Annotated in this window: 20 protein-coding genes; 1 reads left to right on the forward strand and 19 read right to left on the reverse strand. The window is 62.4% G+C overall.

Annotation, left to right across the window (positions count from 1 at the left end; translation table 11 throughout):
- Nucleotides 1-124: 124 nt before the first annotated feature.
- From alr to CRD60_RS03710, 10 genes are all read right to left on the reverse strand, one after another.
- Nucleotides 125-1,483 carry an alanine racemase gene (alr, locus tag CRD60_RS03665; RefSeq protein ID WP_113859924.1) on the reverse strand — a complete coding sequence of 453 codons (1,359 nt, stop codon included), beginning with the start codon at nucleotides 1,481-1,483 and terminating at the stop codon, nucleotides 125-127.
- 79 nt (nucleotides 1,484-1,562) lie between these two features.
- Nucleotides 1,563-2,195 (reverse strand): N-acetyltransferase, encoded by a 633-nt coding sequence (locus CRD60_RS03670; protein WP_201737198.1) that lies wholly within the window; start codon nucleotides 2,193-2,195, stop codon nucleotides 1,563-1,565.
- 156 nt (nucleotides 2,196-2,351) lie between these two features.
- Entirely contained in the window at nucleotides 2,352-2,840 is a 489-nt protein-coding gene (locus CRD60_RS03675) for an S-ribosylhomocysteine lyase (RefSeq protein ID WP_113859925.1), read from the reverse strand.
- A gap of 92 nt (nucleotides 2,841-2,932) precedes the next feature.
- Nucleotides 2,933-4,975 carry a RecQ family ATP-dependent DNA helicase gene (locus CRD60_RS03680; RefSeq protein WP_407923167.1) on the reverse strand — a complete coding sequence of 681 codons (2,043 nt, stop codon included), beginning with the start codon at nucleotides 4,973-4,975 and terminating at the stop codon, nucleotides 2,933-2,935.
- A 150-nt stretch (nucleotides 4,976-5,125) separates the two neighbouring features.
- On the reverse strand, nucleotides 5,126-5,917 hold the full coding sequence (locus CRD60_RS03685) for an HAD-IIA family hydrolase (RefSeq protein WP_236630805.1): 792 nt from the start codon (nucleotides 5,915-5,917) through the stop codon (nucleotides 5,126-5,128).
- Nucleotides 5,918-6,267: 350 nt separating this feature from the next.
- Entirely contained in the window at nucleotides 6,268-7,119 is an 852-nt protein-coding gene (locus CRD60_RS03690; RefSeq protein ID WP_236630806.1) for an ABC transporter ATP-binding protein, read from the reverse strand.
- On the reverse strand, nucleotides 7,116-7,928 hold the full coding sequence (locus CRD60_RS03695; protein ID WP_113859928.1) for an ABC transporter ATP-binding protein: 813 nt from the start codon (nucleotides 7,926-7,928) through the stop codon (nucleotides 7,116-7,118). The genes CRD60_RS03690 and CRD60_RS03695 overlap by 4 nt, the downstream gene beginning before the upstream one ends.
- Nucleotides 7,925-8,785, reverse strand: coding sequence for an ABC transporter permease (locus CRD60_RS03700; RefSeq protein ID WP_236630807.1), 861 nt, complete (start codon nucleotides 8,783-8,785; stop codon nucleotides 7,925-7,927). The genes CRD60_RS03695 and CRD60_RS03700 overlap by 4 nt, the downstream gene beginning before the upstream one ends.
- Nucleotides 8,782-9,777 (reverse strand): ABC transporter permease, encoded by a 996-nt coding sequence (locus CRD60_RS03705; protein ID WP_113859929.1) that lies wholly within the window; start codon nucleotides 9,775-9,777, stop codon nucleotides 8,782-8,784. The genes CRD60_RS03700 and CRD60_RS03705 overlap by 4 nt, the downstream gene beginning before the upstream one ends.
- Nucleotides 9,778-9,792: 15 nt before the next feature.
- The gene (locus CRD60_RS03710) at nucleotides 9,793-11,532 is read right to left on the reverse strand and encodes an ABC transporter substrate-binding protein (protein ID WP_113859991.1); all 1,740 of its coding nucleotides are present in this window, start codon (nucleotides 11,530-11,532) and stop codon (nucleotides 9,793-9,795) included.
- Between the two features lie 186 nt (nucleotides 11,533-11,718).
- Here CRD60_RS03710 and CRD60_RS03715 point away from each other — a divergent pair, with 186 nt between their 5' ends.
- Complete coding sequence (locus CRD60_RS03715; protein WP_113859930.1) at nucleotides 11,719-12,486, forward strand: type III pantothenate kinase; 768 nt, start codon at nucleotides 11,719-11,721, stop codon at nucleotides 12,484-12,486.
- Nucleotides 12,487-12,504: 18 nt separating this feature from the next.
- Here the strand turns inward: CRD60_RS03715 and CRD60_RS03720 are convergent, their stop codons facing one another.
- The 9 genes from CRD60_RS03720 to CRD60_RS03760 form a co-directional block, all read right to left on the reverse strand.
- Nucleotides 12,505-13,920: an ABC transporter substrate-binding protein gene (locus tag CRD60_RS03720; RefSeq protein ID WP_113859931.1), complete on the reverse strand. Its 1,416-nt coding sequence runs from the start codon at nucleotides 13,918-13,920 to the stop codon at nucleotides 12,505-12,507.
- 151 nt (nucleotides 13,921-14,071) lie between these two features.
- On the reverse strand, nucleotides 14,072-16,153 hold the full coding sequence (locus CRD60_RS03725) for a beta-galactosidase (RefSeq protein WP_113859932.1): 2,082 nt from the start codon (nucleotides 16,151-16,153) through the stop codon (nucleotides 14,072-14,074).
- Between the two features lie 402 nt (nucleotides 16,154-16,555).
- Complete coding sequence (locus CRD60_RS03730) at nucleotides 16,556-17,269, reverse strand: pseudouridine synthase (protein WP_236630817.1); 714 nt, start codon at nucleotides 17,267-17,269, stop codon at nucleotides 16,556-16,558.
- Between the two features lie 96 nt (nucleotides 17,270-17,365).
- The gene (gene glmS / locus CRD60_RS03735) at nucleotides 17,366-19,255 is read right to left on the reverse strand and encodes a glutamine--fructose-6-phosphate transaminase (isomerizing) (RefSeq protein ID WP_113859934.1); all 1,890 of its coding nucleotides are present in this window, start codon (nucleotides 19,253-19,255) and stop codon (nucleotides 17,366-17,368) included.
- Between the two features lie 108 nt (nucleotides 19,256-19,363).
- Nucleotides 19,364-20,185 carry an amino acid ABC transporter ATP-binding protein gene (locus tag CRD60_RS03740; protein WP_113859935.1) on the reverse strand — a complete coding sequence of 274 codons (822 nt, stop codon included), beginning with the start codon at nucleotides 20,183-20,185 and terminating at the stop codon, nucleotides 19,364-19,366.
- 112 nt (nucleotides 20,186-20,297) lie between these two features.
- Nucleotides 20,298-21,290 (reverse strand): amino acid ABC transporter permease, encoded by a 993-nt coding sequence (locus CRD60_RS03745; RefSeq protein WP_113859936.1) that lies wholly within the window; start codon nucleotides 21,288-21,290, stop codon nucleotides 20,298-20,300.
- A gap of 71 nt (nucleotides 21,291-21,361) precedes the next feature.
- Nucleotides 21,362-22,276 carry an ABC transporter substrate-binding protein gene (locus tag CRD60_RS03750; protein ID WP_113859937.1) on the reverse strand — a complete coding sequence of 305 codons (915 nt, stop codon included), beginning with the start codon at nucleotides 22,274-22,276 and terminating at the stop codon, nucleotides 21,362-21,364.
- A gap of 89 nt (nucleotides 22,277-22,365) precedes the next feature.
- Nucleotides 22,366-22,845, reverse strand: a complete 480-nt coding sequence (gene smpB / locus CRD60_RS03755; RefSeq protein ID WP_113859938.1) for an SsrA-binding protein SmpB — start codon at nucleotides 22,843-22,845, stop codon at nucleotides 22,366-22,368.
- 170 nt (nucleotides 22,846-23,015) lie between these two features.
- Entirely contained in the window at nucleotides 23,016-24,374 is a 1,359-nt protein-coding gene (locus tag CRD60_RS03760; protein WP_113859939.1) for a CHAP domain-containing protein, read from the reverse strand.
- Nucleotides 24,375-24,403 lie beyond the last annotated feature (29 nt).

Genomic DNA, 24,403 nt, shown 5'->3' on the forward strand with positions numbered 1-24,403 from the left:
TGGCGATACAGCCAGCTCTCGCCGCACCCACCTTCTGCTCTCTACTTCGAGCATAATACCCGCACGGCGTATGGGGAAGCCGTGGGTGGGGAATCGTCCGCAGCCGCTGTTGAGCCAGGCCCCTTCAGAGAATCGAGGCCGGGTCAAGCTTGGCCAGGTCGTCGGCTGGCAGCGCCGCCGGAGCGTTCAGGTAGAGACGTGGGATGCGGTTGCGCAGGCAGGTGAATATCTCATAGGAAATGGTGTCGGCTGATCGGGCCCAGTCATCGGCCGTGGGCTCGCCCTGGTACGCTCCCCTGCCGGGGCCGAAGAGCACCACCGTATCGCCTTCCGCCACGCCCAGATCCCGGGCCTTGCCCTGGAGGTCCAGTACGAACTGGTCCATGCAGACCCGTCCGGCCACACGGCAGATGCGCGGCCCCGCATTGGTCATGACCCGAACGGGGCCACCGGGCTTGTCCACATGCCGGGCACCGGCCCGGTCGAAGCCCGAGGCGGACCGGTGGATGCCATCCGCGTAGCCCAGGGGCACGATGGCGGTGGAGGTGGCTTGGGGGGTTAGGTAGGTGCGGCCGTAGGAGATTCCGTGCCCCTCCTCAATGTCCTTGACCATGCTCAATTGCGCCTGGAGGGTCATGGCCGGCTTTAGCCCATAATCGGCTGGCTGCCCCATGGCTGGATCGGCCTCATATCCATAGAGTCCGATGCCTGGGCGGGTCAGGTCGAAATGGATCTCGGGCCGGGTCAGGGTGGCGGCCGTGTTGGCCAGGTGACGGATCTGCGGGTGCAGGCCAGCCGAGTCCATTCTGGCTGAGAAGCGGGCAAAGGCGGCTATCTGTTGATCCGTGGCAGCCACGAAGGCCGGAGTGTCTGGGGAATCGGCCACGGCTAGGTGACTCCAGAGTCCTATGGGCTCAACCAGTCCCTGGTCCCTCAACTGGGACAGCCGGGCCAGCAGACCACCGAAACCCTCTTCGGTGAAACCGTTACGGCCAAAGCCGCTATCAACCTCCACATGGACCCGGGCGGGCCTCCCGCAGGCCTGGGCGGCACGACCAATGTCCTCCAGGGCGGCCATCGACCCGGCGGAAATGTCTATGTCCTGCTCAATGAGCTCATCGAGGGGGGCCGTGCCCCCGTTGAACATCCACACCAGTATCCTGCAGCGGTCAGGCCCGATACCAGCCCGGCGCAGGGCCAGGGCCTCCCGGGTCTGCGCGCTGCCCAGCCAGGTGGCTCCACCGGCCAGAGCCGCCAAAGCCGTAGGAATGAGCCCATGCCCATAGGCATCGGCCTTGATGACACCCATGACAGCGGTGCCTGAATCCGGGCCACCAGTCAGTTCGACCAGGCGACGCATATTGTCGCGCAGGGCAGCCAGGTCCACAATGATTTGGCCTGGGTACCTGCGACAGGCGGCCGCATAGTTGGCCTTGCCCTGGGGTGAGGAGAACTCCCACTGGCTTGTCGAGGTGATGGTCATGGTTCCATTGTCCCCTGTCGCGGCCCATGGAGGACCCCAGACCAGCGACTATGACCATAATCGGCACGAAACGCCGCCCTCAACGGCGAAACTCCGGTAATCCGCTGCGCCGATGGGGGTGCCACTGGTAGCCGATGCGGGCCAGTTCGATGTCGTCGTTGGGGCGTTCAGGCATGGTAATCTCACCGCAGGCAGTGAAGCCCTGACGCTCAAGCACATGTTGCATGGCATGGTTGTTATACCCGGTGTCCACACGAATATTGTCGAAATGCCGCTGCAGCCATCCCAGCATGTCGGCGGAAGCACCCTTGGCGACCCCAGATGACGCCACCCGGTGGGCGGTCACATAGGGATCCTCATCCAGCCAGGCACCGGTGATGTGAGCATAGTATTCATCCTTGCCCTCGAACAGGGCCAGCAGACCGATGACACGCTCATTGCCGCCTATGCGCTCCTCCAGTTCAGGCGCCGGATACACCGCATGTTCAGGGGGCTCAGCCAACCTCGCGGCATTGTCGACCAGCACAATGGTGTGGCCGCCCTCAATGTCCGCCCTGATGACCTCAGGCTCTGGGTAGCAGCTTCCCCATTGACGGCTGTTGCCCTGTTCGGCCATAAGCCGGCGGGCGTAGTCATAGACGCCACAGACTGTCTCGAAATCATCCATATTGGCGTGGCGCAACCAGCGGTCAGTAGGTTCGAAACGCTGCATGGGACTACCTTTCTGCGCAGGATAGACACGGCATGCCCCTCTGGGACGAGATACGAGTGTAACCAACCCTCCTCCCAACAACCGCCCTTACGCATACAGCAAAGCCGGGAACAAGCACTCATTCCCGGCTTTGTCTCAGTGTAGAGGCCTGCGCCTTCAGACGACCTTGCGTTCCCAAGGGTCCGAGGAGATGCCCGCGTCCACGATGTCCCGGCACCACTGCTTGGCGGAGAAGAGGCTGTGGTCACGGTAGTTGCCACAGGAGGTGATCTCGGTGCCGGGCACATCATCCCAGCTGGCCTTGTCCGCTATGAACTCCAGGGATTCCTTGAGGGCCTTGGCGACCTCCTCGGTCGAGTGGCGGCCCCAGGTCAGCAGGTGGAAGCCGGTCCGGCAGCCGAAGGGCGAGCAGTCAATGTAACCGGGGATGCGCTCGCGCAGGAGCACGGCGATGGTGTGCTCGATGGTGTGCAGACCAGCGGTGGGGATGGCGTTCTCGTTGGGCTGGACCAGGCGCAGATCGTAGTTGGAGATGACGTCTCCGTTAGGACCCTGCTCCTCATCAATCAGCCGCACATAGGGGGCCTTGACCTTGGTGTGGTCCAATTCAAAGCTTTCGACCAAGGGCCGTTCCTGTTCTGCCATATTTCCTCTTTCTCTTGCTTGGGTTGAGTCCTGTTCAGGTGTGCCAGGCCGTTTGTCCGGCACATCCTCCATAGTCAAGCCTACCGCTTGTGTCATTGCGCCCGGAAGCTGCCGATGGCTTCCATGAAACGCTTGCCGTACTGGTCGAGCTTCTTCTGCCCCACACCATTGACCGCCAGGAACTGGGCGTCGGTCTGCGGTTGCAGGCGGGCCATATCACGCAAGGCCTTGTCGGAGAAGACGATGTAGGGAGGCATGCCCAGTTCCCGGGCAATTTCACGCCGGAGGGTCCGCAACCGCTCGAAGAGGGCATCCTCCTCGTCAGTGGGCGCGGAGGAACCCAGACCGACCCCGGCCTCCCCACCGGCATCCGGAGCAGCCTGGGAGACAGCGGTGGTCTTGCGAATCTCCAAGCGCTTGATCTCATAGTGGAAATCCGGCTGGGCGGTCTCACCGGCCCTGGGGCCGAAACCGACGATGGGCATCCGGCCTTCGGATATGGACAGGAACCCATCAGTGGCCATCTGACTGAGCACATCGCGCACCCTGGCCTGGGTTTCATCCTTGAGGGCTCCGTAGGACGGCAGCTTGTCCAGTCCTCGGCTGATCAACTCCTGGGCCTGGGATCCGCGTAGGACCGCCACCAGCTTGCCGCTACCGAAGCTCTGGTTGAGGTCGTGGACACAACGGCTGATGGTTTGCGCTATCCGGCTGACATCTATGGTCTCGAAGGTGCTTTCGCAATTCGAGCAGTTGCCGCAGGAGAACTTGCCGTCCCCATCAGCGGATGAGCGCCCCGCCTCCAGCAGCTGGTTGGTCCGCAGCTGCTCGCCCTCCTTGGGTCCCAGGCTGGCGTTGGCCGCATGGTCGGACTCGCCACGGCTGATATGCTGCGAATCAACGGCCTGGCCGTCCTTGCCTATCCGATCCTGCATGGAGCCATCGTCAGCAAAGTAGCGGGTCATGTAACGGTGGAGGCAGTCGGTGGTCCGGCAATAGCCGATCATGGCACCCAGGAGCCGGCGTTTGCTGAAGCGCACTGCCTCGTGCTCCTCCGGCGACAGGCGCTCATTGACCACGTCGGAATCCAGGAGCCGGCGGCGGGTCACGATGTCCGACTCGTTCCACAGGAGGGTGCAGCGCCCCGGCTCCCCGTCGCGGCCGGCACGCCCGGCCTCCTGGTAGTATGCCTCGATGCTCTCGGGCATGTTGTGGTGGATCACATAGCGAACGTTGGACTTGTCGATGCCCATACCGAAGGCGTTGGTGGCCACCACCACAGGCGTGTTGTCCTCCACGAAGTCCCGCTGGGCCCTGTTTCGTTCATCCGGGGCCATGCCGCCATGGTAGGCAGCCGCCTTGAGTCCTGCCCGGCAAAGCTCCTGGGCCAGGGCCTCGGTCTCCTTGCGGGTGGCGCAGTAAACGATGCCGGATTCGTCCTGGTGGTCCTTGGCATAGGCGATGATCCAGGGGTTCTTGTTCTTGCTGGGCATCTTCATCAGATCGAAGTACAGATTGGGCCGGTCGAAGCCGGTGACGGTGACCTCTGGCTGGCGCAGGCCCAGGAGGGCCACGATGTCACGGCGCACCCGTTCGGTGGCGGTGGCGGTGAAGGCTGCGACCCGAGGGCGACTGGGCAGGGAGGCCAGGAAGTCGCTGATACCCAGATAGGAGGAGCGGAAATCCTGCCCCCATTGGGAGACACAGTGGGCCTCATCCACGGTCACCAGGTCGATGGGCACCCGCTGGCAGAAGGAACGGAAGCGTTCGGTCTCCAGACGCTCAGGGGCCACGTACAGCATACGGAAGTCTCCGCGGGTGGCCTGGGAGAGCACCGTACCCTGCTCGTCGGCACTCTGGGTGCCATTGACGAAGGCAGCCGAGATGCCGACATCGTTGAGGGCATCCACCTGGTCCCTCATCAGGGAGATCAGGGGCGAGATGACGATGGTCAGGCCGCCAAGCAGGGTGGCTGGGACCTGGTAGCAGATGGACTTGCCGGCACCTGTCGGCATGACGCCCAGCACGTCCCGTTCCTCCAGGATGGCCTCAACCAGTCCGGCCTGCCCCTGCCTGAAGGAGTCGTAGCCGAAGTACTGCTTGAGGGCCGCCAGGGCCTGGTCGCTCGCATCTATCATAGGAGCCAGTATAGGGCTGACCGCCAACGCCAGGTCCCCTTCACCCAGAGCTTGTGGACAAGTGGACGAGTTCCAGCCTTTGGCCGGGGGATGTTAGCCACCGGGAACGCCCGAGGGCCTGGATCCCCCTGGAAAGGAGGGACGGGATTAGCGCTCGACCTGTCCGCTTTCGGCGATGGGAATCAGGTCCTGGATGGAGTCGACCACCTGGTTGGGGCGGAAGGGGAAGGTCTCGACCTGATTGCGTTGGGTGATGCCAGTGAGGACCAGGAAGGTGTTGAGGCCTGCCTCGACGCCCGCCAGCACATCCGTATCCATACGGTCGCCGATCATGGCGGTGGTCTCGGAGTGGCCGCCTACCCGGTTCAGGGCCGCACGGAACATGATGGGGTTGGGCTTGCCAATGAAGTAGGGCTCGCGGTTGGTGGCCTTGGTGACCAGGGCGGCCACGGAACCGGCGGCCGGCAGCACGCCGGAGTCGCTGGGACCGGTGGCGTCCGGGTTCGTGCAGATGAAGCGGGCCCCGTTGAGAATCAGCCGGATGGCCGTGGTGATGGCCTCGAATGAATAGGTGCGGGTCTCACCCAGAATCACATAGTCGGGGTCGGTGTCGGAGAGGATGTAGCCGGCCTCGTGCAGGGCCGTGGTCAGGCCGGCCTCGCCTATCACATAGGCGGAGCCGCCGGGGATGGTGTGGGAGACGAAGTCCGCCGTGGCAAGGGCCGAGGTCCAGATGTTCTCCTCGGGCACGTCAATGCCGGAGCGTCCAAGACGGGCCGACAGGTCGCGAGGTGTATAGATGGGGTTGTTGGTCAGGACCAGAAAGCGCCGGCCATGCTCCTTGAGGGTTTCGATGAACTCCGCAGCCCCAGGGAGGGCCGTGTTCTCATGGACCAGGACCCCGTCCATATCAGTAAGCCAGGTTTCGATCTCTTTCACTGCCAACGTTCTTCCTTCCGTCACCGGCTCAAGATGCCGTCAGACCCTTGGTGAGTCCGGCACCGGCAAGCTGACCCGCCCGCCAATGACTATTATGCCCCAGTTCCACCATGGGCAACAGCTAGTCCTCAGCCCAGGCGAGTCGAGGCAAAGCCCGCAGGGGCCGGCATGGCTGAAAGAAAAACAGCTGGCCTTATCACTGTCTTTCCTTATCCTTCCCCATCCATCACCGCCCTCATGGCGGATACTGAATGACCCGATCCCGCCAGGCGCCAGGGGAACCCTGCCTCCAGGGCCGCCACTTTTACACGGTTACTTCCGCCTAGAGCCGCAGCGTTGCAGCAAGGCCATCAGGAGGCTGCGGCAATCAGCTCCTTGGTGTAGGAGCTGCTGGGATGGGCCAGAACCGTGCTGGTGGGACCATACTCCTGGACTCGCCCCTGCTGAAGGACCATGATGGTGTCCGCCAGATGCTGAACCAGGCCCAGGTCATGGGAGACCAGAATGATGGCAGTCTGGGGACTGCGTTCCCGAATGGAGCGAAAGGTCCTCAGGATGCCCAAGCGGGAGAGTACATCCAGGGAGCTCATGGGCTCATCGGCCACAATGAGCTTGGGATTGGCGACGATGGCCCGGGCTATGGCGATACGCTGAGCCTGGCCTCCCGAACAGTCCACCGGGTAGCGGCCAGCGAACTCGCCGGGGTCCAGCCCCACCTGCGAAAGGGCCTCCAGCGCAGCTTGCTCAACCATCTGGGCGGTGAGATCCCTGGCCTGGATGCGTAAGGGTTCAGCTACCGTCCTCAGGGCCGTCCAACGGGGGTCCAGGGAGGTGAATGGGTTCTGGAAGACCAAGCCCGCCTCCCTGCGCAAGAAACGATACCCCTCACTGCGAGTGCCATCAACCGGCTCGCCCCTGTAGGCAACCCTACCTCTTGTTGGAGATTCCAGGCCCAGCAAGATGCGGGTCAGGGTTGATTTACCCGACCCGGAGCCGCCAATCAGCGCCAGGCACTCCCCCGGCCGTACGGCCACTGATACACCATCCAAGGCAGGGCGTCTGCTGTCGGAGCATTCGCCTCGCCCGCCAGGCAGCCTCCGAAGCCGTCCACGAAAGACCTTGCTGATATTGCTGCCTTCCAGCAAGGGGGTCGCTCGCATGGCCTTGGACTCGCACCCGTCACGCATTGCGCTCATACTCATGATGTCCTCTCCTCTGCCGGCAGTGGTTGGCGGCCATGTCCAACAGCCAGGGTCAACTCTCTGGCGGCGGCCACCAACCCTTGAGCCTCAAGGCTTTGGGGGGATGTCAGAATCCTCTGGATCTCCCCCGCCTCAACAACCTTGCCCCGGTCCAGCACGTAGGCCTGGGAGGCGATCCGTCTGAGGACCGAGAAGTCATGGGTCACGAAGAGTAAGGAGGCACCCGACTGGTCCACCAGCCGGTCAAGCAACTCGATGACCATCATTTGGCTTATGGAATCCAGGGCGGTTGTTGGCTCGTCGGCGATGATCAGCCGGGGGGAGGTGATCAGGGCAGTACCGATGCCCACCCGCTGCTGCTGGCCGCCGGAGAGCTGGCTGGGGTATGCATTGGCCACAGACCTGTCCAGGCCTAGCTTGTCCAACATGGCCAAGGCCCGCTCCTCACGTTCGCAGCGGCTCAGGTCGTAGTGAAGACGCAAGGGCAAGGTCAGCTGCTTCTTGACGGTCAGTACCGGATTGAGGGATGCGGCAGGGTTCTGAAAGACCGTGCCGACATAGGCCCCACGTAGGTCAGCCAGGGTCCGCTCACTAGCTCCCAGAATCTCCTTGCCGCCCAGGCAAATGGAGCCGCTGGCCTGGGCCCGAGGGGGCAGAAGCCCCAAAAAAGCCTTGGTAATCATGGACTTGCCGGAGCCTGACGGACCGACCAGACCGACTCGCTGCCCATCAGCGAGGTCAAGGGAAACCTGATCGAGAATGGTCTTGCCGCCTATGCTGACGGACAGATTCTTGATGGATAGGCTCATGCTGCCAACTTCCGTAGCTCTGGGTTGCTGACCGGATCCATGGCCTGCCGCAGGAGGTCGCCACAGACATTCAGGGCAACGACCACCATGGTCACCAGAAGCCCAGGCCACAGCACGGTCAGCGGAAAAACATCAATGAACTTGACCGAGGTGGCAAGGGAATGCCCCCAGGAGGGCACACCCGAGGGCACACCAATCCCCAGATACGTCAGCCCCGACTCGGCCAGAAGGGCGGTTCCAGCCGACAAGGACAGTTGGACCGCCATGGTGGGCATGACATTGGGCAGGATATGATCCAGCATGATCCGCCAGCCGCCGGCCCCGTTGGCCTTGGCCGACAGAGCATAATCTGAGCCGGCCGCCAGCAGGGCTTGCGGGCGAACAATTCGAGCCAGATTGAGTCCATAGCCAATACCGCAGGAGATGACAATCACAGCTATGGAAGGCCCCAGGGGCACCGCCAGCATCAGAGCCAGCAATACAGTCGGCAGAGAGATCAAGGCATCCACGACAACCACAGTGCCGGCGGCCAGGAGCTGGTTTGAGGCCAGCATGGCCGTCAGGAGCAGGAGCCCCAGCAGCGCCGCCAGCAGTACAGCCAGCAGGGATATGAGCAGGTTGGTATGGGAGCCTGCCATGAGCCAGGAGAGGACATCGGCTCCGGTCCCATCCGTACCCAACCAGTGCTGGGCGGAGGGGGCCTTCCAGACCTGATAGCCGTCGGTGGCCCACAGGGACTGGGGGGTCCAGACCAGAGAGACCAGGGATACCAGGACCCACAGGCCCAGCACCAGAATGGAGAATTTGCCCTCGGCCCGACTCCACATACTGCGGGCCACAATCGCCACTGTCGTCATGCCGTCACCTGCCTTGTGGAAGTTCCTGAGCCACCCTCGCCAGCGGCCTTGAGCCGGGGGTCGGCCAAGCGGTGGATCATATCGACCAGGAAGCCGACCAGCAGAAAGAAGGCCGCCAGCATGAAGAGCTCGCTTTGGACGGCGATCAGGTCGCGGTTGCCCAGGTCGGAGACCAACCCCGACCCAAGGCCGGGCAGGGCGAAGAGATTCTCGACCACCATGGCTCCGGTAATCATCTCTGCAAAGGTCAGCCCTAGCACGGAGACCAGTTGGGGCAGGGCCAGGCGCAGGCCGACCCTCAGCAGCGCATGGGTTCGGGTCATGCCGCAGGCCCGGGCCATGTCCATGTAGCCGCTGCCAAGCATGTCGGCCAGGGCGGCCCGCGTATAGCGCATGAGGCTGGCTCCAATAATGAGCCCCAGGGTCAGGGCCGGCAGAACCAATGACCATAGGGCCTTGCCGGGGGTCGACCAGCCGCCCTGAGCAAAGCCCTGGGAGGGGAAGATCCCGAGGAGGCCACTGCCCCGAGAGAAGAGCAGGATCAGGAGGAGGCCACCCCAGAGGGCGGGCATGGAGCCGCCGACGATGGCCAGCACATGCACCAGGGAGCGCACCCAAGGCTTGGACGCCAATAGGGAAAGGCAGCCCATGGGCAGGCCTATCACCATGGCTATCAGAAGTCCCAGCCCAATCAAGGGAAAGGTCACTGCCGCCCGGTCACCCACCTGGACGGAAACCGAACGGCCGGTCAGCAGGGACCTGCCAAAATCACCACGAGCCAGATCGGCCATCCAGGTCAGGTACTGGTCGGGCAAGGGCCGGTCCAGGCCAAGCTGGGAGCGCAGGGCCTCCACCCGTTCCGGCGGCGCGTTCAGGCCGGCCATGACCGAGGCCAGGTCTCCGGGCAGGATCCGCACAGCCACGAAGATCAGCAGCGAGAGCCCCAGGAGGGTCATGACCAGGATCAGGAACCGCCGGAACAAGAAGCGCATGGGCCTGACCTTCCTCTAGTCGCCGACGCCTGGACAGTAGGTCAGGTCCCTCAGCGGCATGAGGGTCTGGTTGAGGTTGAGGGGGAAGCCCTTGACCCCCTTGAGCTCGGCGGTGGTGACCCGGTAGTTGAAGAGCCAGTCGGCGGGAGCGTCCTGGCTGACCTGACGGGCTGCCTGGGCCAGGAGGCGGCTGGTGTCCTTGGGTTTGGTGGAGGCCATGGCCTGGTCGTAGAGCCGACGGACCTTGGGATTGTCGTAGCCGTAGTAGTAGTCGGGGCTGGTCCATTGGGAGAAGTCGTGGCTCTCATTGTGGTCAACCAGGGAGAGGTCGTAGTCATGGTTCTGGTAGACATCCTGGAGCCAGGTGGAGAACTCGACCACGTTGACCTTCAGGTCGATGCCGATGGGCTTGAGCTGCGAGCGCAGCTGGTCGCCCAGTTCGGTCCCGTAGGTGTTGGCGTAAGTCAGCCGTAGCTCCAGTGGATTGGCGGGACTGTAGCCGGCCTGGGCCATAAGCTCCCTGGCCTTGGCCACATCATGCTTGTAGAGGCCGGTCAGGTCCTCATAACCCGGATCCAGGGAGGGGATGGGGCCGCCCAGGGCCTTGTCGGAACCACCCCGGGAGGCTATGAGCTCCTGGTGGTCGATGGTGTGGCGGATGGCCTGACGGACCCGGAGGTCTGCGGTTTTGGGGCCCTTGGAATTGAAGGCCAGCACGTACTTGTCGGTGTCATCACCGGCCTGGACCTGGTAGTGGTCCTTGTCTGAACGGAAGGGGGTGGCCAGGTTCTCGGTGATGGGGGCCAGAACCTGCACGTCCTTGGACTTGAGGGCATTGACCGCCGCATTGTCGTCGCCTAGGTAACGCACGACCACGGTCGGGGTCTTGGCCTTGCGCTCCCCCCAATACTTGCGATTGGCCTGAAGGGTGGCTGAATCGTTGGGAACAAAGGATGTAAGCAGATATGGTCCTGACCCCACTGCCTGGGTCTTCATATCGTAGGAGGCCCCCTTGTCGAAGACCAGTCCCGGTCTGCCGGTCAGGACCCACAGGAGGCTGGAGTAGGGCGCGCTGAGTCTGAGCTCGACCGTGTTGGCGTCCGGTGCTTCGATGGACTGGAGATTCTTGAGCTGGTCGGCATTGTGGTATTGCTTGCTGACCAGTTCTCGGATGGACCAGACCACATCCTCGGAGTCCAGCTTGTGACCGTTGGAGAAGGTCATGCCGGGATTGAGATGGAAGGTGTAGAGGGTGCCGTCCGCATTCTGGTCCCAGCTTTGGGCCAAGGAGGGCACCACATGGTTGTCGGCGTCCCTGGCCACTAGGCCCTCATAGACGTTGCCGATCAGCAGCTGGTCCAGGGCCGAGCCGGACTGGTTGCGGATGTCGAGATTGCTGGGGGCCAGCTTCAGTCCCACCGTCACCTTGCTGGATGGCCGGCCGGCAGGTGCGGCATCCGACTTGCCACGGCCCCGGACCAGGACAAAACCGACGATGAACGCCACTACGACAGTCGCAGCCACAATGGCCCAGATCAGGCCCCTGCGGCCATGGTCCGTGGACTTGGTCCGCTGGTTGAGGCTGGCATCAGTACTGGCCGCAAGCGCCCACCCGGCAGAACCGGCTTGCCCGGGCCGAGCGCCGTCTGATGCTTGGACGGTTCCATCGCCTGACCCAACCTGGTCGGTCTGCTCCGCTGTGCCGAACTGCTCATCGGTGCCGGTCCGATGCTCCGCGCTGGTCTGCTTCGCCATCTTGCCCTCTGTCTCCTCGCCCACGCCGACAGAAGCTCACACAACCCGTCCTTATGGCATGGTTCGTTCTTGAAGTCACACAGTGTCACTCTTCACCACGCTGGCCGCCCACCTCCGGCAGGTCGTCCGCAGGACCCATTGTAGCCGTATCATGGGAAGTCAGCATTTCGCTCAAGGAGGCAGACCATGCTTTTGGCCGTGGATATAGGCAACACCAACATCGTCCTAGGCTTCGTCGATGGCGACAGGATCACCGGCAGCTACCGGATCTCCACCAAGGGCAGCCACACATCGGACGAGTATGGGGTCATGATCAGCCAGTTCCTGACCATGCAAGGACTGGAAAGCGACGACCTTGACGACGCCATCATCGCCTCGGTGGTCCCCAAGGTCATGCACTCCTTCCGGTCCAGCCTACTCAAGTTCTTCCAGATCGACCCCATCATCATCGGCCCAGGGGTCAAGTCCGGCATGGCCATCCGACTGGACGACCCCAAGTCCCTGGGGGCCGACTGCCTGGCCGACTGCGCCGGGGCCTACTACCTGTATGGGGGGCCGGTCCTGGTGGCGGATTTCGGTACGGCGACCACCTTCAACTATGTCGATGCCCAGGGGGCCATCGTCAGCGGTCTCATCTCCATCGGCCTGGGCACTGCCGCGACGGCCCTCAGCCGGGGAACGGCCCAACTGCCCGAGGTCGAGCTGACCCAGCCCACATCCATCCTGGCGACGGCCACCGATACCGCCATGCAGGCGGGGCTCTACTACGGCTGCCTGGGTGGTGTTGAACGGACCATCCAGCAGTTCCACGATGAGCTGGACGAGGATTTCAAGGTGGTGGCCACGGGCGGCATGGGCAGGATCTTCCAGGACGACTCGGACTTCATCGACATCTACGACCCAGACCTGGTCTTCAAGGGCATGGCCCTGATCTACCGGCATACGATTGGCTGAGAGCACCCACGTACCCGCCTACTGGATGGTGAATCCCTGGTTGATGCCGTATTCCTTCAGGTCCTTCTGCCAAAGGCTGATTCCGGCGGACAGGCTGACCTTGGGCCCGGGATCATCGGGAATGACTATGGGGCTGCCGTCCTGGTTGGTCTGCCCCGCGGCCACCCGGGCCTTGGCCGTCAGCAGTGAGTTCCTGGCATTGGCCCAGGAGTATGCCGTGCCCACCGTGGACCGGAAGTCGTCCCTGGCATAGACCTCAAAGGGCAGGTACTGATAGCCCACGGAGACATTCTGGGCCGCCTGGGAGAGCACCCGATTGAATTGCTGCCCACCGAAGTAGGGCACGTCAATGCCGCGTGAATCCTTGATGGTCGTCTTGGTCAGAAAATCCTGGGAGGACAGGGTGCCGTTATCGGCGGGGAAAGCCCCACCATCAACCCGAAGGCCGATACCTGTGCTGTTGCGGCAGGCATAGTCCACAAAACGGAAGGCCGCCTCTGGTTTGCGGGTCAGCTGCAGGACGCCCAGGGCGGAGCCACCGTTCTCCGCGTTGGTTGGCTTCCCGTCTATGGTCGGCATCTGCCCCACCCGCCACAGGCCTGCGGTGCCTGGTATATCCGACAGGAGCATCGAGGGCATCCAGGCCCCGGAGAAGACCGAGGCCACCGTGCCGGAGCCAAGGCCACGCTTCCAGCCATCCGACCAGGTGGCAGACCGGGTGTTGACCAGCCCCTCATCAATCATCTTCTGCCAGAAGTCGGTGAAGGTCTTGGTGCCGGGGTCATTGTGCAGGTCCACCGTCACCGTCTTGCCATCCATGGAGGTGTGGAAGGGCTGGCCTCCGGCCAACCAGATCATCGCATCGTAGAAGCTGGCGTCACCGGCGTCCGCGGCGATATAGACCCCGATGGCCTTGAGCTTCTTTGCCGCTTGGTAGTAGTCATCCCAGGTGCGAATCTGCGAGGCGTCCACACCGGCCTGGTCGAAGACGTCCTTGTTGTAGAAGAAGGCCATGGGGCCCGAATCCATGGGCAGGCCGTAGATGCGCTTGTTCAGATGGACCGAGGCCCAGGTGCCCGGTGTGTATGTGTTGCCGAACCCATTCGCCTTGTCGGTGATGTCCCGCAACTGGCCACTGATGGCATACTGCTGCAGGGCGTGGTATTCCAGCTGCACCACGTCGGGCATGCCATAGCCATCCTGGATGGCGGTGTTAAGGTTCTCATAACCGCTGGTGTTCCTGATCTCGATACGGATGTCGGGATTCTCGGCCTCGAAGCTCCGGGCCAGGGCCTTCATGCTGGGCTCCCAGGACCAGACGGTGATCAGGGTCCGGTTGTCCTGCCGTCCACAGGCGGCTAGACCCACTGCGAGAGCCACGGCGCCCAGGGCCGCCAGCAGACGGCCAAGGACCGCTCTGGCTTTTGCCCTCATCAGCGCCGCTCCCACAGATTCCTCCAGCTCTTGTCAATCAATCCTGATGACGAGTCTAGAGGCAGGCCCGGTCCAGCCGGACCCTGGGCCGACAGATGGACGTTCCCTACCCCTTCCGGATCCCGGCTTGATCGCCGCCACCAGGCTCGGTTCAGATGGCCACTACGATAACACCGTTGGGCTCCAGGGCTGCCGTATGCTCACTGTCATTGACCTGGGCATGCGAAGCAATCAGGGCCCTACCCTCCAGCTGAACCATGGCCAGGCCCCTCGTACGGTTGAAGTAGAAGACGAACCCATTCTCCTGCTTGGCATCCGTCCTCTCCACCCGCAGTACCTCGTTGCGGTCATCGGCCTTGGAATAGTTAAGGCCCATGGCGTCCAATACAGCCGGGAGACTCAAGGCCAATCCCCGCTCCCCCAGCAGGCAACCCAGATAGGCAGCCTGGCCCTCGCCGAATTGGTTGAGGGTTATGGCGGGCATGCCGTTCAGCCCGGACCATGCATCAGCCCGATAGCTGGCCAGCACCTGGACCCCGGGAGCCACCGAGCTGATGGCGTCCACCAGATCATGGGCAACCGCGCCATTGTCGAGATCGACATGGTCCATACCAGCTTCATAGTCATTGCCAAGGGGCACGAACTCCTCGGAACGCACACCGACCACGTCCGCTATGGCGGCTGGATACCCGCCAAGTCCCACCTGATCATGTTCGTCGGCTATTGCGGTGTAGCTGGTGGCGAACAGCCTGCCACCGGCGACCACATAGTCCCGGACCCGCTTGGCATTGGCGGCATCAAGCACGTATACACTGGGCAGCACCACGGCCCGGTAGGAATCCCAGTCACCACCCATGGGAACCACGTCTGCGGTAATTCCCAGATCAGCCAGGGCCCGGAACCATGCCAAGGACTCGGTCCAATGCCTGACCTCCTGGGTGGGGGTCGCGGATTGCTCGGTTGCCCATTGGCTCTTGTAGTCGAAGACCACAGCGATTGGTGATTGACGCAGATGGGTGTCGAGAATCCCATGCTTGGACAGGGTCTTCAGGTCCTTGCCGAGCTCGCAGACATCCCGGAAGATCTGACTGTCCTCTCCGGCGTGTGGGAGCATGGCCGAGTGGAATTTCTCCGCCCCAGCCCGCGACTGCCGCCACTGGAAGTAGCAAATGGCATCGGCTCCCATGGCCACGTGGACCAAGGAGTCCCGAATCAGTTGGCCTGGTTCCTTCCTATAGTTGATGGGCCTCCAGTTGACGGCGCCTGTCGAATGCTCCATTAGGAACCAAGGATTCTTGCCTGCCAGGCCATCGACCAAAGACGCGGAATACGCCAATTCATCCAGATGCTGCTCGCCAGGGGTGAAATAGTGGTCGTTGGATACGAAGTCGACCTCCCCCTTCCAATCGTCATAGTCGACAGGGGCATTGGAGGCGGCGACCATGAAGTTGGTGGTCAGCGGTTTGTCCGGCGTGATGTCGGCGAGCGCATCGCGTTCCGCCTTGAAGAAATCCTTGAGGGCATCGGAGCTGAAGCGCTTGAAGTCGAGCAGCTTCCCCGGATTCATGAAGTTGCCCTCACCAATGTACCTGGGCGGCATGATCTGGTCGAATTCAGTCATGGTCTGCGACCAAAAGGACGTTCCCCAGGCTTCGTTTACAGCATCAATCGTCGCATAGCGCTTCTTGCACCAGCGTTGGAAGCCATGCATGGCATCGTCGGAATAGTCGAAGCGGTTGTGGCAGCCGTACTCGTTGCCGACATGCCATGCCACCACGTAGGGGTTGTCACGGTAGTGGTCGGCCATAGCACGGCAGAGGCTGAGGGCGTATTCGCGGAAGACCGAGCTGGTCGGACGCCAGTGCTGCCTGGCTCCTGGCCAGCATACGTCTCCCCGCTCGTCACGCCACAGGACCTCTGGATGGGCTTGGGTCAACCACATGGGTGGCGAAGCCGTGGCCGAGGCCAGGTCGACAGCTATCCCGGCCTTGCCGAGCTTGTCGATGATCCTGTCCAGCCAGGCAAAATCGTATAGGCCCTCCTGAGGCTCTATCTTGGCCCAAGAGAAGATACCTACGGAGACCAGGTTGACACCGGCCTTGAGCATGAGCCGCACGTCCTCATCCCAGACATCCTCCGGCCACTGGTCCGGGTTGTAATCGCCGCCATACCAGATGCATGGTTTCTTGCCCCTCAAGGCACTGGGCCAACGAAATGCCCTTGCTGTTACCATAGTTACTGCTTTCCATGATGTCCTGCCTTACCGGGGGAAATGCAGGCTCTTCCAATGTCAATCACAGCTTCGGGCACAGTCCGCCGCGCCCTTGCGGCCCGGATTCCGGACCCGCGCTCCTCCCAACAGTCTATAGGGTATCCACTGGTACTGGTTTTTGCCAGTCATCTACGCCCTCCTGGCAATGATGATGCATCCATGACAACCGAGGTGAATGAGGTGTTGCACCATCGGCCAGTCATATGCTCACCTGTCGTCATTCGAAGGGCCTGTGATCGTGGCCAATATGGGAGCCGGTCTCAGTCTCCTGCTGATCATCCACCAGCTGGGAGGTCGCTCCAGCAGGGGGCCGCCAGACCAATCGGCAAGGACACGAAAGGACGACCTAAGCGGTCCTCACCCTCATCGCCGGCCTGCTCCAAGTCCAACCTGTGAGCGGAAGCGATGCCGTCGGCCATCCACCGGATCATCGAATTCCAGGGTCCGGGCCACCAGTTCCAGGGGCTGCGAGAAATCGTCGTAGGGCCGATCGACCAGGTCCGGGTAGAAGGGGTCGCCCACAATGGGCAAGCCCAAGGAGTTCATGTGCACCCTCAGCTGGTGGGTCTTGCCCGTCACAGGGTAGAGGTCGTAGAGCCGGTAGCCGGCCCTGACCACCTCGCCGGGCTGCTGGTCGGCCAGCTGTATCACCGTTTCGGCATTGACCGTGCCAGGCTCCTCATAGGCCTGGAGCCGGCCCCGGTCCTTGACCAGCCTGGACCTACGCAGGAGCGGGAAGGCAGCCGGCGGACTCAACCGGCTGACCGTACCGAAGCTGGGCCTCCTGGCCGGCAGGCAGGGTGCCAGACACTGATAGGTCTTCCTGACCAGATGATGCTCGAAGAGGAGCTGGTATGCGCCACGGTAGGCGGGGTCGCGCACCAGGACCAGAACACCGGCGGTCAACCTATCAAGCCGGTGGGCCGGAGTGATGTCCGGTTCGTTCAGCCCCTCCTGCAAGCGCAGAAGGGCAGTCTGCCGATACCACATGCCCCGGGGCGTGGTGGCCAGAAAGTGCGGCTTGTCGACCACGATGATCCGCTCGTCCTCGTAGAGGACCGGCAGGTCGAAGGGTATGTCCGGCTCCTCAAGAACCCAACGGTGGGGCCGAACCCTGCCCTCCTGCCGAGGAGTACTTCCAGGCCCCGACCCCCAATCCCGCCCTACCAAGCGTCACTCGACAGTGACGGACTTGGCCAGGTTCCTTGGCTTGTCCACGTCAAGCCCCTTGATCTGGGCCATGTCCATAGCCAGGAGCTGCAGGGGCACCACATCAACCAGGGGACTCAGGAGGGTGGGGCAGGCCGGCCTCCAGAAGACGACATCGGCGTACCGTTCGGCATCGGGGTCACCCTCCTCGGCGACCGCTATGGTAAAGGCACCACGGGCCTTGACCTCCTCGATGCCGGAGATGACCTTGTTGTGCAGAGTGTCTCGTCCATGCGAGGAGGGGACGATGACCACGACGGGCTCGCCCTCCTCGACCAGGGCGATGGGGCCGTGCTTGAGCTCACCGGCCGCAAAGCCCTCCGTGAAGGTGTAGGCGATCTCCTTGAGCTTCAAGGCACCCTCCATGGCCACCGGATAGCCCACATGACGACCCAGGAAGAGGAAGGAACGGGCGCCGGACAAACGCCTGGCTGCCTGCTCGACCTGGTCGGCCTGGTGGTCAAGGACCCACTGGATCTTGGCAGGCATGGCCTTGAGCTGCCCGACTATCTGGCGGATCTCATCAGCGAACATGGTGCCCTTGACCTGGGCCAGATAGAGGCCCAGCATATAGGCCGCCACGATCTGGGCCAGGAAGGCCTTGGTCGAGGCCACGGCGATCTCAGGCCCGGCATGGGTGTAGAGTACCGCATCGGATTCTCGCGGAATGGAGGACCCCTGCGTATTGCAGATGGCCAGAACGCGCGACCCCTGCTCACGGGCATGTCGCAGGGCCATGAGGGTGTCCATGGTCTCTCCGGATTGGGAGATCGCCACCACCAGGGTGCGGTGGGTCAGAATCGGATCGCGGTAGCGGAACTCATGGGCCAGCTCAACCTCCACGGGAATGCGCACCCAATGCTCAATGGCGTACTTGGCCACCATGCCGGCATAGGAGGCGGTGCCACAGGCCACCACGATGATCTTGTCTATGGAGCGGAAGACCTCCTCATCAATATGAACCTCATCCAGGGCTATATCTCCCTTGGCATCGAAACGGCCCAGGAGGGTGTCGGCCACCGCAGACGGGTCCTCGTGAATCTCCTTGTCCATAAAGGAGGGCCAGCCGCCCTTTTCGACCTCGGAGGCATCCCAGTCAACGGTGAAACGCTTGGAATCGGTGACCGGATTGCCATCGAAGTCAGTGATGACCACCTGGTCGCCCGACAGGCAAACCGCCTGGTCCTGGCCCACTTCCATAGCCTGGTCCGTATAGGCCACGAAGGCCGCCACATCGGAGCCCAGGAAGTTCTCACCCTCTCCCAGGCCAACCACCAGCGGCGAATCATGCCGGGCACCGACCACAATATGGGGCTGCCGGTTGTCCACGGCCAGGATGGTGAAGGCACCGGTCAGCATACGGGCCATACGGCGGAGGGCTTCACAAAGATCCGGTTCCCCCGTCTCATCCATGACCTCTTGTGCCAGCTTGCCCAGGAGCTTGGCCGCCACCTCGCTGTCGGTGGCCGACACGAAGGAATGGCCCTCGGCCTCAAGCTCAGTCTTCAGCTGGTTGGCGTTCTCGATGATGCCGTTATGGATGATCGCCACATGGCCATCGCTGCTGAGATGGGGATGGGAATTGATGTCGGAAGGCTGACCATTGGTGGCCCAGCGCGTGTGGCCGATGCCTACCGTGGCATCCGGCAGGGGCCTGGCCTGCAAATCGGCCTCAAGATTGGCCAGGCGACCGGCCTTCTTCCGCACGACAACCTGCTCCATACCGGGGGCCGCCAGGGCCACACCGGCGGAGTCATAGCCTCGGTATTCGAGTCGCTTCAACCCTTGCAGACAGACCTCAAGCGGTTTGCCACAGGCAGTCTGGTTGCCTGCATACCCTACGATTCCACACATGACTCACGATTCTAAGTGATGACGCTCCCGGCCACGCCATAGGGGTCCGATGTTCACTGATTGCTTGCGATTGGCATGGGATGACTCGCGGGTCCTTGGATGGACGGATCAGAGCACGTGGTTGATGAAATCCTTGAACCGGGCCTCCTGGGGCAGGTCGATGATCTGCGGGCCGCCTGCCTCGACCACCACTCCCCCATCCATGAAGACGATCTGGTCCGCAACCTCCCTGGCGAAACCAATCTCATGGGTGACCACGATCATGGTCATACCTGCGTCCGCCAGGGAGCGCATGACGGTCAGAACCTCACCAACCAGCTCCGGGTCCAGGGCTGAGGTGGGTTCATCGAAGAGCATGATCTCAGGCTTCATGGCCAGGGCACGTGCTATGGCCACCCGCTGCTGCTGGCCGCCGGAGAGCTGCATGGGGTAATAGTCGATTCTGTCACCCAATCCCACCCGTTGCAGTTCGGCTATGGCCTGGACCCTGGCCTGGCTCTTGGGTACGCCGGCCACATGGACCGGTGCCTCCATGACGTTCTCCAGAGCCGTCTTGTGGGGGAAAAGGTTGAAGCGTTGGAAGACCATGCCCAGTTTGGCGCGCTGCCTGGCTATCTCCTTGTCGTTCAGGGTCTGCAGCATGTCCTTACCCTGCTTGGTCACATGCTTGTAGCCTATCAGCTCCCCGTCCACCTCGATGGAACCGGCGGTCAGGGTCTCCAACTGGTTGATCAGCCTTAAAAAGGTCGATTTGCCAGAACCTGAGGGGCCCAGGATAACGGTCACGGTGCCAGGCATGACCGTCAGGTCAACACCCCTGAGCACGTGGAGGCTGCCGAAGGCCTTATGAACTCCAGTTGCCTTGACGGCCGGGGCCAGTCCCTGTCCGGTCTTGCCGCTGCTGGTCTCCTGACCCGCCTTGTCTGCCATGCTGGTCTCCTTGCTGGTCTTGTGTGATTGCTGGCTGCTGGGCCTTCGCCGCACCTGCCGCCCTGTATCTATCGACGTCATCGTTCACCACCCTCTCGTACCGGCTCCACCATCAGGCGTTCAGACCCAGGAAGGTCAGATCCTTGACCTTCTCCTGGTCCTTTGCCGCCGTAGTGCACGACCCATCCGACGACTTTCCCTCACCCGGCCCGGCCTTGGCCTGACGTTGGTCGAAGCCCTTGCCGAAGTGCTTCTCGACACGTGCCTGGATGATCATGAGCACTGTGGTGATCAGCAGATACCAGAAGCAGGCCACAATCAGCAGCGGAATGGGCTTGTATATACGCGAGGCTATGGCATTGGAGGCGAACTGCAATTCCAGGGTGAAGGGCACGGCCTGGACCAGCGATGTGGTCTTGAGCATGGAGATGATCTCATTACCTGTGGGAGGCACGATGATACGCATGGTCTGGGGCAGGATGATCCGCCGCATGATCATGGGGTGGGACATGCCCAGGGCCTGGGCGGCCTCGGCCTGACCCGGGTCCACAGCCTCCAGTCCGGCCCTGACGATTTCGGCCAGGTAGGCGGCCTCATTCAAGGCCAAGCCAATCATAGCGGCCAGGAAGCCGGGGGCGATCAGCTTGTTGAGCTGGGTGGTGTCCATCTGCCAGATGTGGATGTCTGTGAAGGGAATGCCCAGGCTGATCCGGGGAATCAGCACCGCGAAAAGGCCCCAGAAGACCAGCTGCGTGTATACAGGCGTTCCACGGAAGAACCAGATGTAGAACCAGCTGACCCAGCGTAGGACCGGGTTGATGGACTTACGCATGACCGCCAGAAGCACGGCCAAGGCGATGGCGATGACCATGGAGGAGACAGTCAGCAGGATGGTCCAGCCGATACCGTCCAGGAGATGCTCGTTGAAGAGGTACTTCCAGACTGTGGGCCAGTCCAGTTTCTCATTGGTCACCATGCCCCGCACCAGGATAAGGGCCAAGATGGCCACGATGATGCCCGCCACCAGGGAACCGGGTCTACGGACCGGCAGGGCCTTGATCCTGCCTGGTATCTCCACGTCGTCCTGCTGCTGTGATCCTGCCATGGGCAAGCCCTCCTCTGTCTATCCGTGCTCATATGGCTTCTCTACCGATTGCCGCTGGCGCTAGCCCGCCGTCACTTGACCTCGGGGTTGATCTCGGCCTTGCTGATGGCTCCTGAGCCGACCCCCCAAGTATCGAGAATCTTCATGTAGGTTCCGTCGTCCATGAGTTTCTGGAAGCCCTGACGGATGGCCTCCGTGGTCTGTCTATCGCCTTTTTTGATGGCTGCGGCCGCAGGGGTGACCCCCACGTTCCTGCCCAGGGTCTGCAGGGCGCCGTCGGTCTGCTTGACCGCATAGCCGGCAACAGGACTGTCCGAGTAGAAGACATCGGCCTTGCCGGTCACCACCGATGTGGTCACATCGGTCTGCATCTTCAAGGATTGGATGTCGATGGACTTCTTGCCTTCGGCCCGGCACTTGCTGTCGGCGGCGATCATCTCGGTCTCCTGGACAGTGCCTGTCTGCAGTCCCACCGTCCTGCCGCACAGATTCGATATGTCCACTCTGTCGGGGTTGCCCTTACGGACCACATAGGTGGAGCCGGCCTTGAAATAGGAGACGAATTCAACGGCGTCCATGCGCTCAGCAGTCACCGTGAAGCCGGAAATGCCCACGTCATATTTGGAACCGATGGCGGGTATGACCGAGTCGAAGGGGGTCGAGACGGTCTCCTCCTCAAGCCCGAAGAGGGCCGCCAAAGCCTTGGACAGGTCCACCTCATACCCGATGGGGGTCTTGCCGTCGGAGGCCAGGAACTCAGCCGGGGCATACTCGGTGGCTGCACCCACGGTGAACTTGCCATCCCGGGTCACAGACTCAGGCAGAAGCGCGGCCAGGGCCGGATCCTTCTTGATGGAGGAGACGTCATAGCCCATCTGGGCCGACCCGTCTTTATCATCCGAGGTGCCGCAGGCACCCACAGCAAGAGCCATCGTCAACGCGCAGCTGGCCGCCAGCAGGCTTCTGATATGCCGTCCCCTCACCATCGGACTCCCTCTCCTCATTGCTGCTGTCTGTTGCCCCCTACCGCAGGTGCGATGCCACCCAAGAGCGGTGGTCCGCCTTCTTGCTGGCTTCAGCGTGCCTGGCGGTTCTTGTAGCGCATGACCCGCAAGGCCTCACGCTTATCCTGCTCCTCACGCAGGGCCTGCCGTTTGTCATATTCCTTCTTGCCTTTGGCCAGGGCAATCTCTGCCTTGACCCGGCCATCCTTGAAATAGAGACTGAGGGGCACGATGGTATAGCCCTTGGCCTCGGTCTGACGGCTGAGCTTGGCTATCTGCGCCGAGTGCAGCAGCAGCTTGCGCTTGCGCTTGGGTGCGTGATTATTCCAGGTGCCATTGAGGTATTCGGGAATGTTGGCATTCTCCAACCAGACCTCACCCCACCGGTCTATGGATACGAAGGACTCCACCAGGGAGGCCCTGCCCTCTCGCAGCGACTTGACTTCGGTACCGGTCAGGGCAAGGCCGGCCTCGTAGCGGTCCTCGATGGTATAGTCGTGCCGAGCCCGCCGGTTCTGGGCGATCATCGTCGTCCCTGTTGCCTTGGCCATCCTCCCCTTCCTTTCTCCATCCGACGCGGTCCTACGCTGCTCTCGTGCAGGCGTACCAGAGATATACAGCTTTCACACGCCGGGTGTGGGCCACCATCACGCATACTATGCATTATACCGCATAGTATACACCAGACCTATGTCAGACGCTACCGCAGCCCCTTCGTGACTCAGTAGTGGATGTACTGGTAGGCATAGGCATTGTAGACGATGCGGGAGGAGCCAAAGCCATGCCCCGCGTTGCCCTCGGAAATCAGAATGGATCCATCTGCGTTGACACGCTCGACCACAGCGACATGCCCGTAGTAGGAATCGGCGCCGGCCTGCCCAGGGCCGAAGACCACCACGGCTCCCACATGGGGGCTGTTGTTGACCAGGTAGCCGAAGGACCTGGCACTGCCGGCCCAATTGCGTGCGTTGCCGAAGTAGGAGCCGACAGGCAGCCCCAGCTGCGACCGCCGTACATAGGCCCAGGCCGTGCACTGGCCGCCAGGGTAGGCGTTGCCCGAATTGCCGGTCGGGTGGCCGTAGCAGAAACCTGCACCAGGCGGACAGGAGCCAGGCACCCCATAGTCCATGCCCGAGACGCCGGCTCCGCCACCGGGTACCGCTGCATCACCGCTCACCGGTCCACTCACCGCCTGCTGGCCGCCTGCGCTGGGGTCCGCGGCTGCCGCCGCTTGGGCGGCCTGCTGCTGGGCCGCGAGGTCGATCTCCGCCTTCATGGCGACGATGTCCGCGGCCTCCTTGGCCGACCGGCTGGTCAGGCTGCTCTTCTGCTGCTCCAGGCTGGCCTTGGTGGCATTGCCCTGGTCCCGTAGGGACTGGAGCTGCAGCTGCTTCGCCGAAGCGTCCTCGACGGCCCTCTGGGCGGCCGCATCCTGGTCGTCAGCCTGCTTCTTCAGGGCGCTGATCCTGTTTTCAATGGCGGCCAGACGTTCCCTGCGGTTCATGGAAACGTTCAGGTCACCAGCGGAATCCTTGGCCAGGTTTGACTCACTCCGAGCGACCGAGGCGTCGGCCTGCATCTTGTTGACGAAATCCTCAGTGGTGGAGGCCTTGGTGACCACGTCCATGATCGCGGAAGCTTCCGAACCATGGAAGCTCTTCCGGGCCATCTGGGCCATACCTTCCTTGGCATCGTCGAAGTCCTCGCCGGACTGCTTGATCTTGGCCTCCAGATCGGCCTTGTCCTTCTTGGCCGCATCCAGGCGCTCACCGGTGGCCTTGGCCAGGCTCTTGGCCTGTTCGGCCTTCTGCTGGGAATCCTGCTGGGCCTTCTCGGCCGCCGGTATCTGGTTGGAGGTCAGGTCATCCAGCTGTATGATCTGATTGGCCAGGTCGTCGCTGACACCAGAAAGCTGGGCCTTGAGGTTCTCATTGTTCTGGACCGTCTGCTGGTACTCATACCAACTGACCGCCTGGGCTTGGGGCAGCTTGACGGTCATGCCAGCCGCCCCGAAGGCGACCAGGGTCGCCGAGGCCACTATGAGTGAGGCGACGGCGTTCAATCGCTTGATCTGCTTCATCTTCCAATCCTCCAAAAGTCATTCGGATG

The organism is Bifidobacterium aemilianum, assembly GCF_003315635.1.
In the GTDB taxonomy this organism is placed as follows: Bacteria; Actinomycetota; Actinomycetes; order Actinomycetales; family Bifidobacteriaceae; genus Bifidobacterium; species Bifidobacterium aemilianum.

Excerpts from the sequence above, each read along its gene's own strand:
- glmS (WP_113859934.1), bottom strand. The coding sequence starts at position 19,255 with ATGTGTGGAATCGTAGGGTATGCAGGCAACCAGACTGCCTGTGGCAAA.
- CRD60_RS03710 (WP_113859991.1), bottom strand. The coding sequence starts at position 11,532 with ATGGCGAAGCAGACCAGCGCGGAGCATCGGACCGGCACCGATGAGCAG.
- CRD60_RS03725 (WP_113859932.1), bottom strand. The coding sequence starts at position 16,153 with ATGGTAACAGCAAGGGCATTTCGTTGGCCCAGTGCCTTGAGGGGCAAG.
- CRD60_RS03690 (WP_236630806.1), bottom strand. The coding sequence starts at position 7,119 with ATGAGTATGAGCGCAATGCGTGACGGGTGCGAGTCCAAGGCCATGCGA.
- CRD60_RS03720 (WP_113859931.1), bottom strand. The coding sequence starts at position 13,920 with ATGAGGGCAAAAGCCAGAGCGGTCCTTGGCCGTCTGCTGGCGGCCCTG.
- CRD60_RS03670 (WP_201737198.1), bottom strand. The coding sequence starts at position 2,195 with ATGCAGCGTTTCGAACCTACTGACCGCTGGTTGCGCCACGCCAATATG.
- CRD60_RS03745 (WP_113859936.1), bottom strand. The coding sequence starts at position 21,290 with ATGGCAGGATCACAGCAGCAGGACGACGTGGAGATACCAGGCAGGATC.
- CRD60_RS03740 (WP_113859935.1), bottom strand. The coding sequence starts at position 20,185 with ATGGCAGACAAGGCGGGTCAGGAGACCAGCAGCGGCAAGACCGGACAG.
- CRD60_RS03695 (WP_113859928.1), bottom strand. The coding sequence starts at position 7,928 with ATGAGCCTATCCATCAAGAATCTGTCCGTCAGCATAGGCGGCAAGACC.
- alr (WP_113859924.1), bottom strand. The coding sequence starts at position 1,483 with ATGACCATCACCTCGACAAGCCAGTGGGAGTTCTCCTCACCCCAGGGC.
- smpB (WP_113859938.1), bottom strand. The coding sequence starts at position 22,845 with ATGGCCAAGGCAACAGGGACGACGATGATCGCCCAGAACCGGCGGGCT.
- CRD60_RS03750 (WP_113859937.1), bottom strand. The coding sequence starts at position 22,276 with ATGGTGAGGGGACGGCATATCAGAAGCCTGCTGGCGGCCAGCTGCGCG.
- CRD60_RS03715 (WP_113859930.1), top strand. The coding sequence starts at position 11,719 with ATGCTTTTGGCCGTGGATATAGGCAACACCAACATCGTCCTAGGCTTC.
- CRD60_RS03700 (WP_236630807.1), bottom strand. The coding sequence starts at position 8,785 with ATGACGACAGTGGCGATTGTGGCCCGCAGTATGTGGAGTCGGGCCGAG.
- CRD60_RS03760 (WP_113859939.1), bottom strand. The coding sequence starts at position 24,374 with ATGAAGCAGATCAAGCGATTGAACGCCGTCGCCTCACTCATAGTGGCC.
- CRD60_RS03675 (WP_113859925.1), bottom strand. The coding sequence starts at position 2,840 with ATGGCAGAACAGGAACGGCCCTTGGTCGAAAGCTTTGAATTGGACCAC.
- CRD60_RS03705 (WP_113859929.1), bottom strand. The coding sequence starts at position 9,777 with ATGCGCTTCTTGTTCCGGCGGTTCCTGATCCTGGTCATGACCCTCCTG.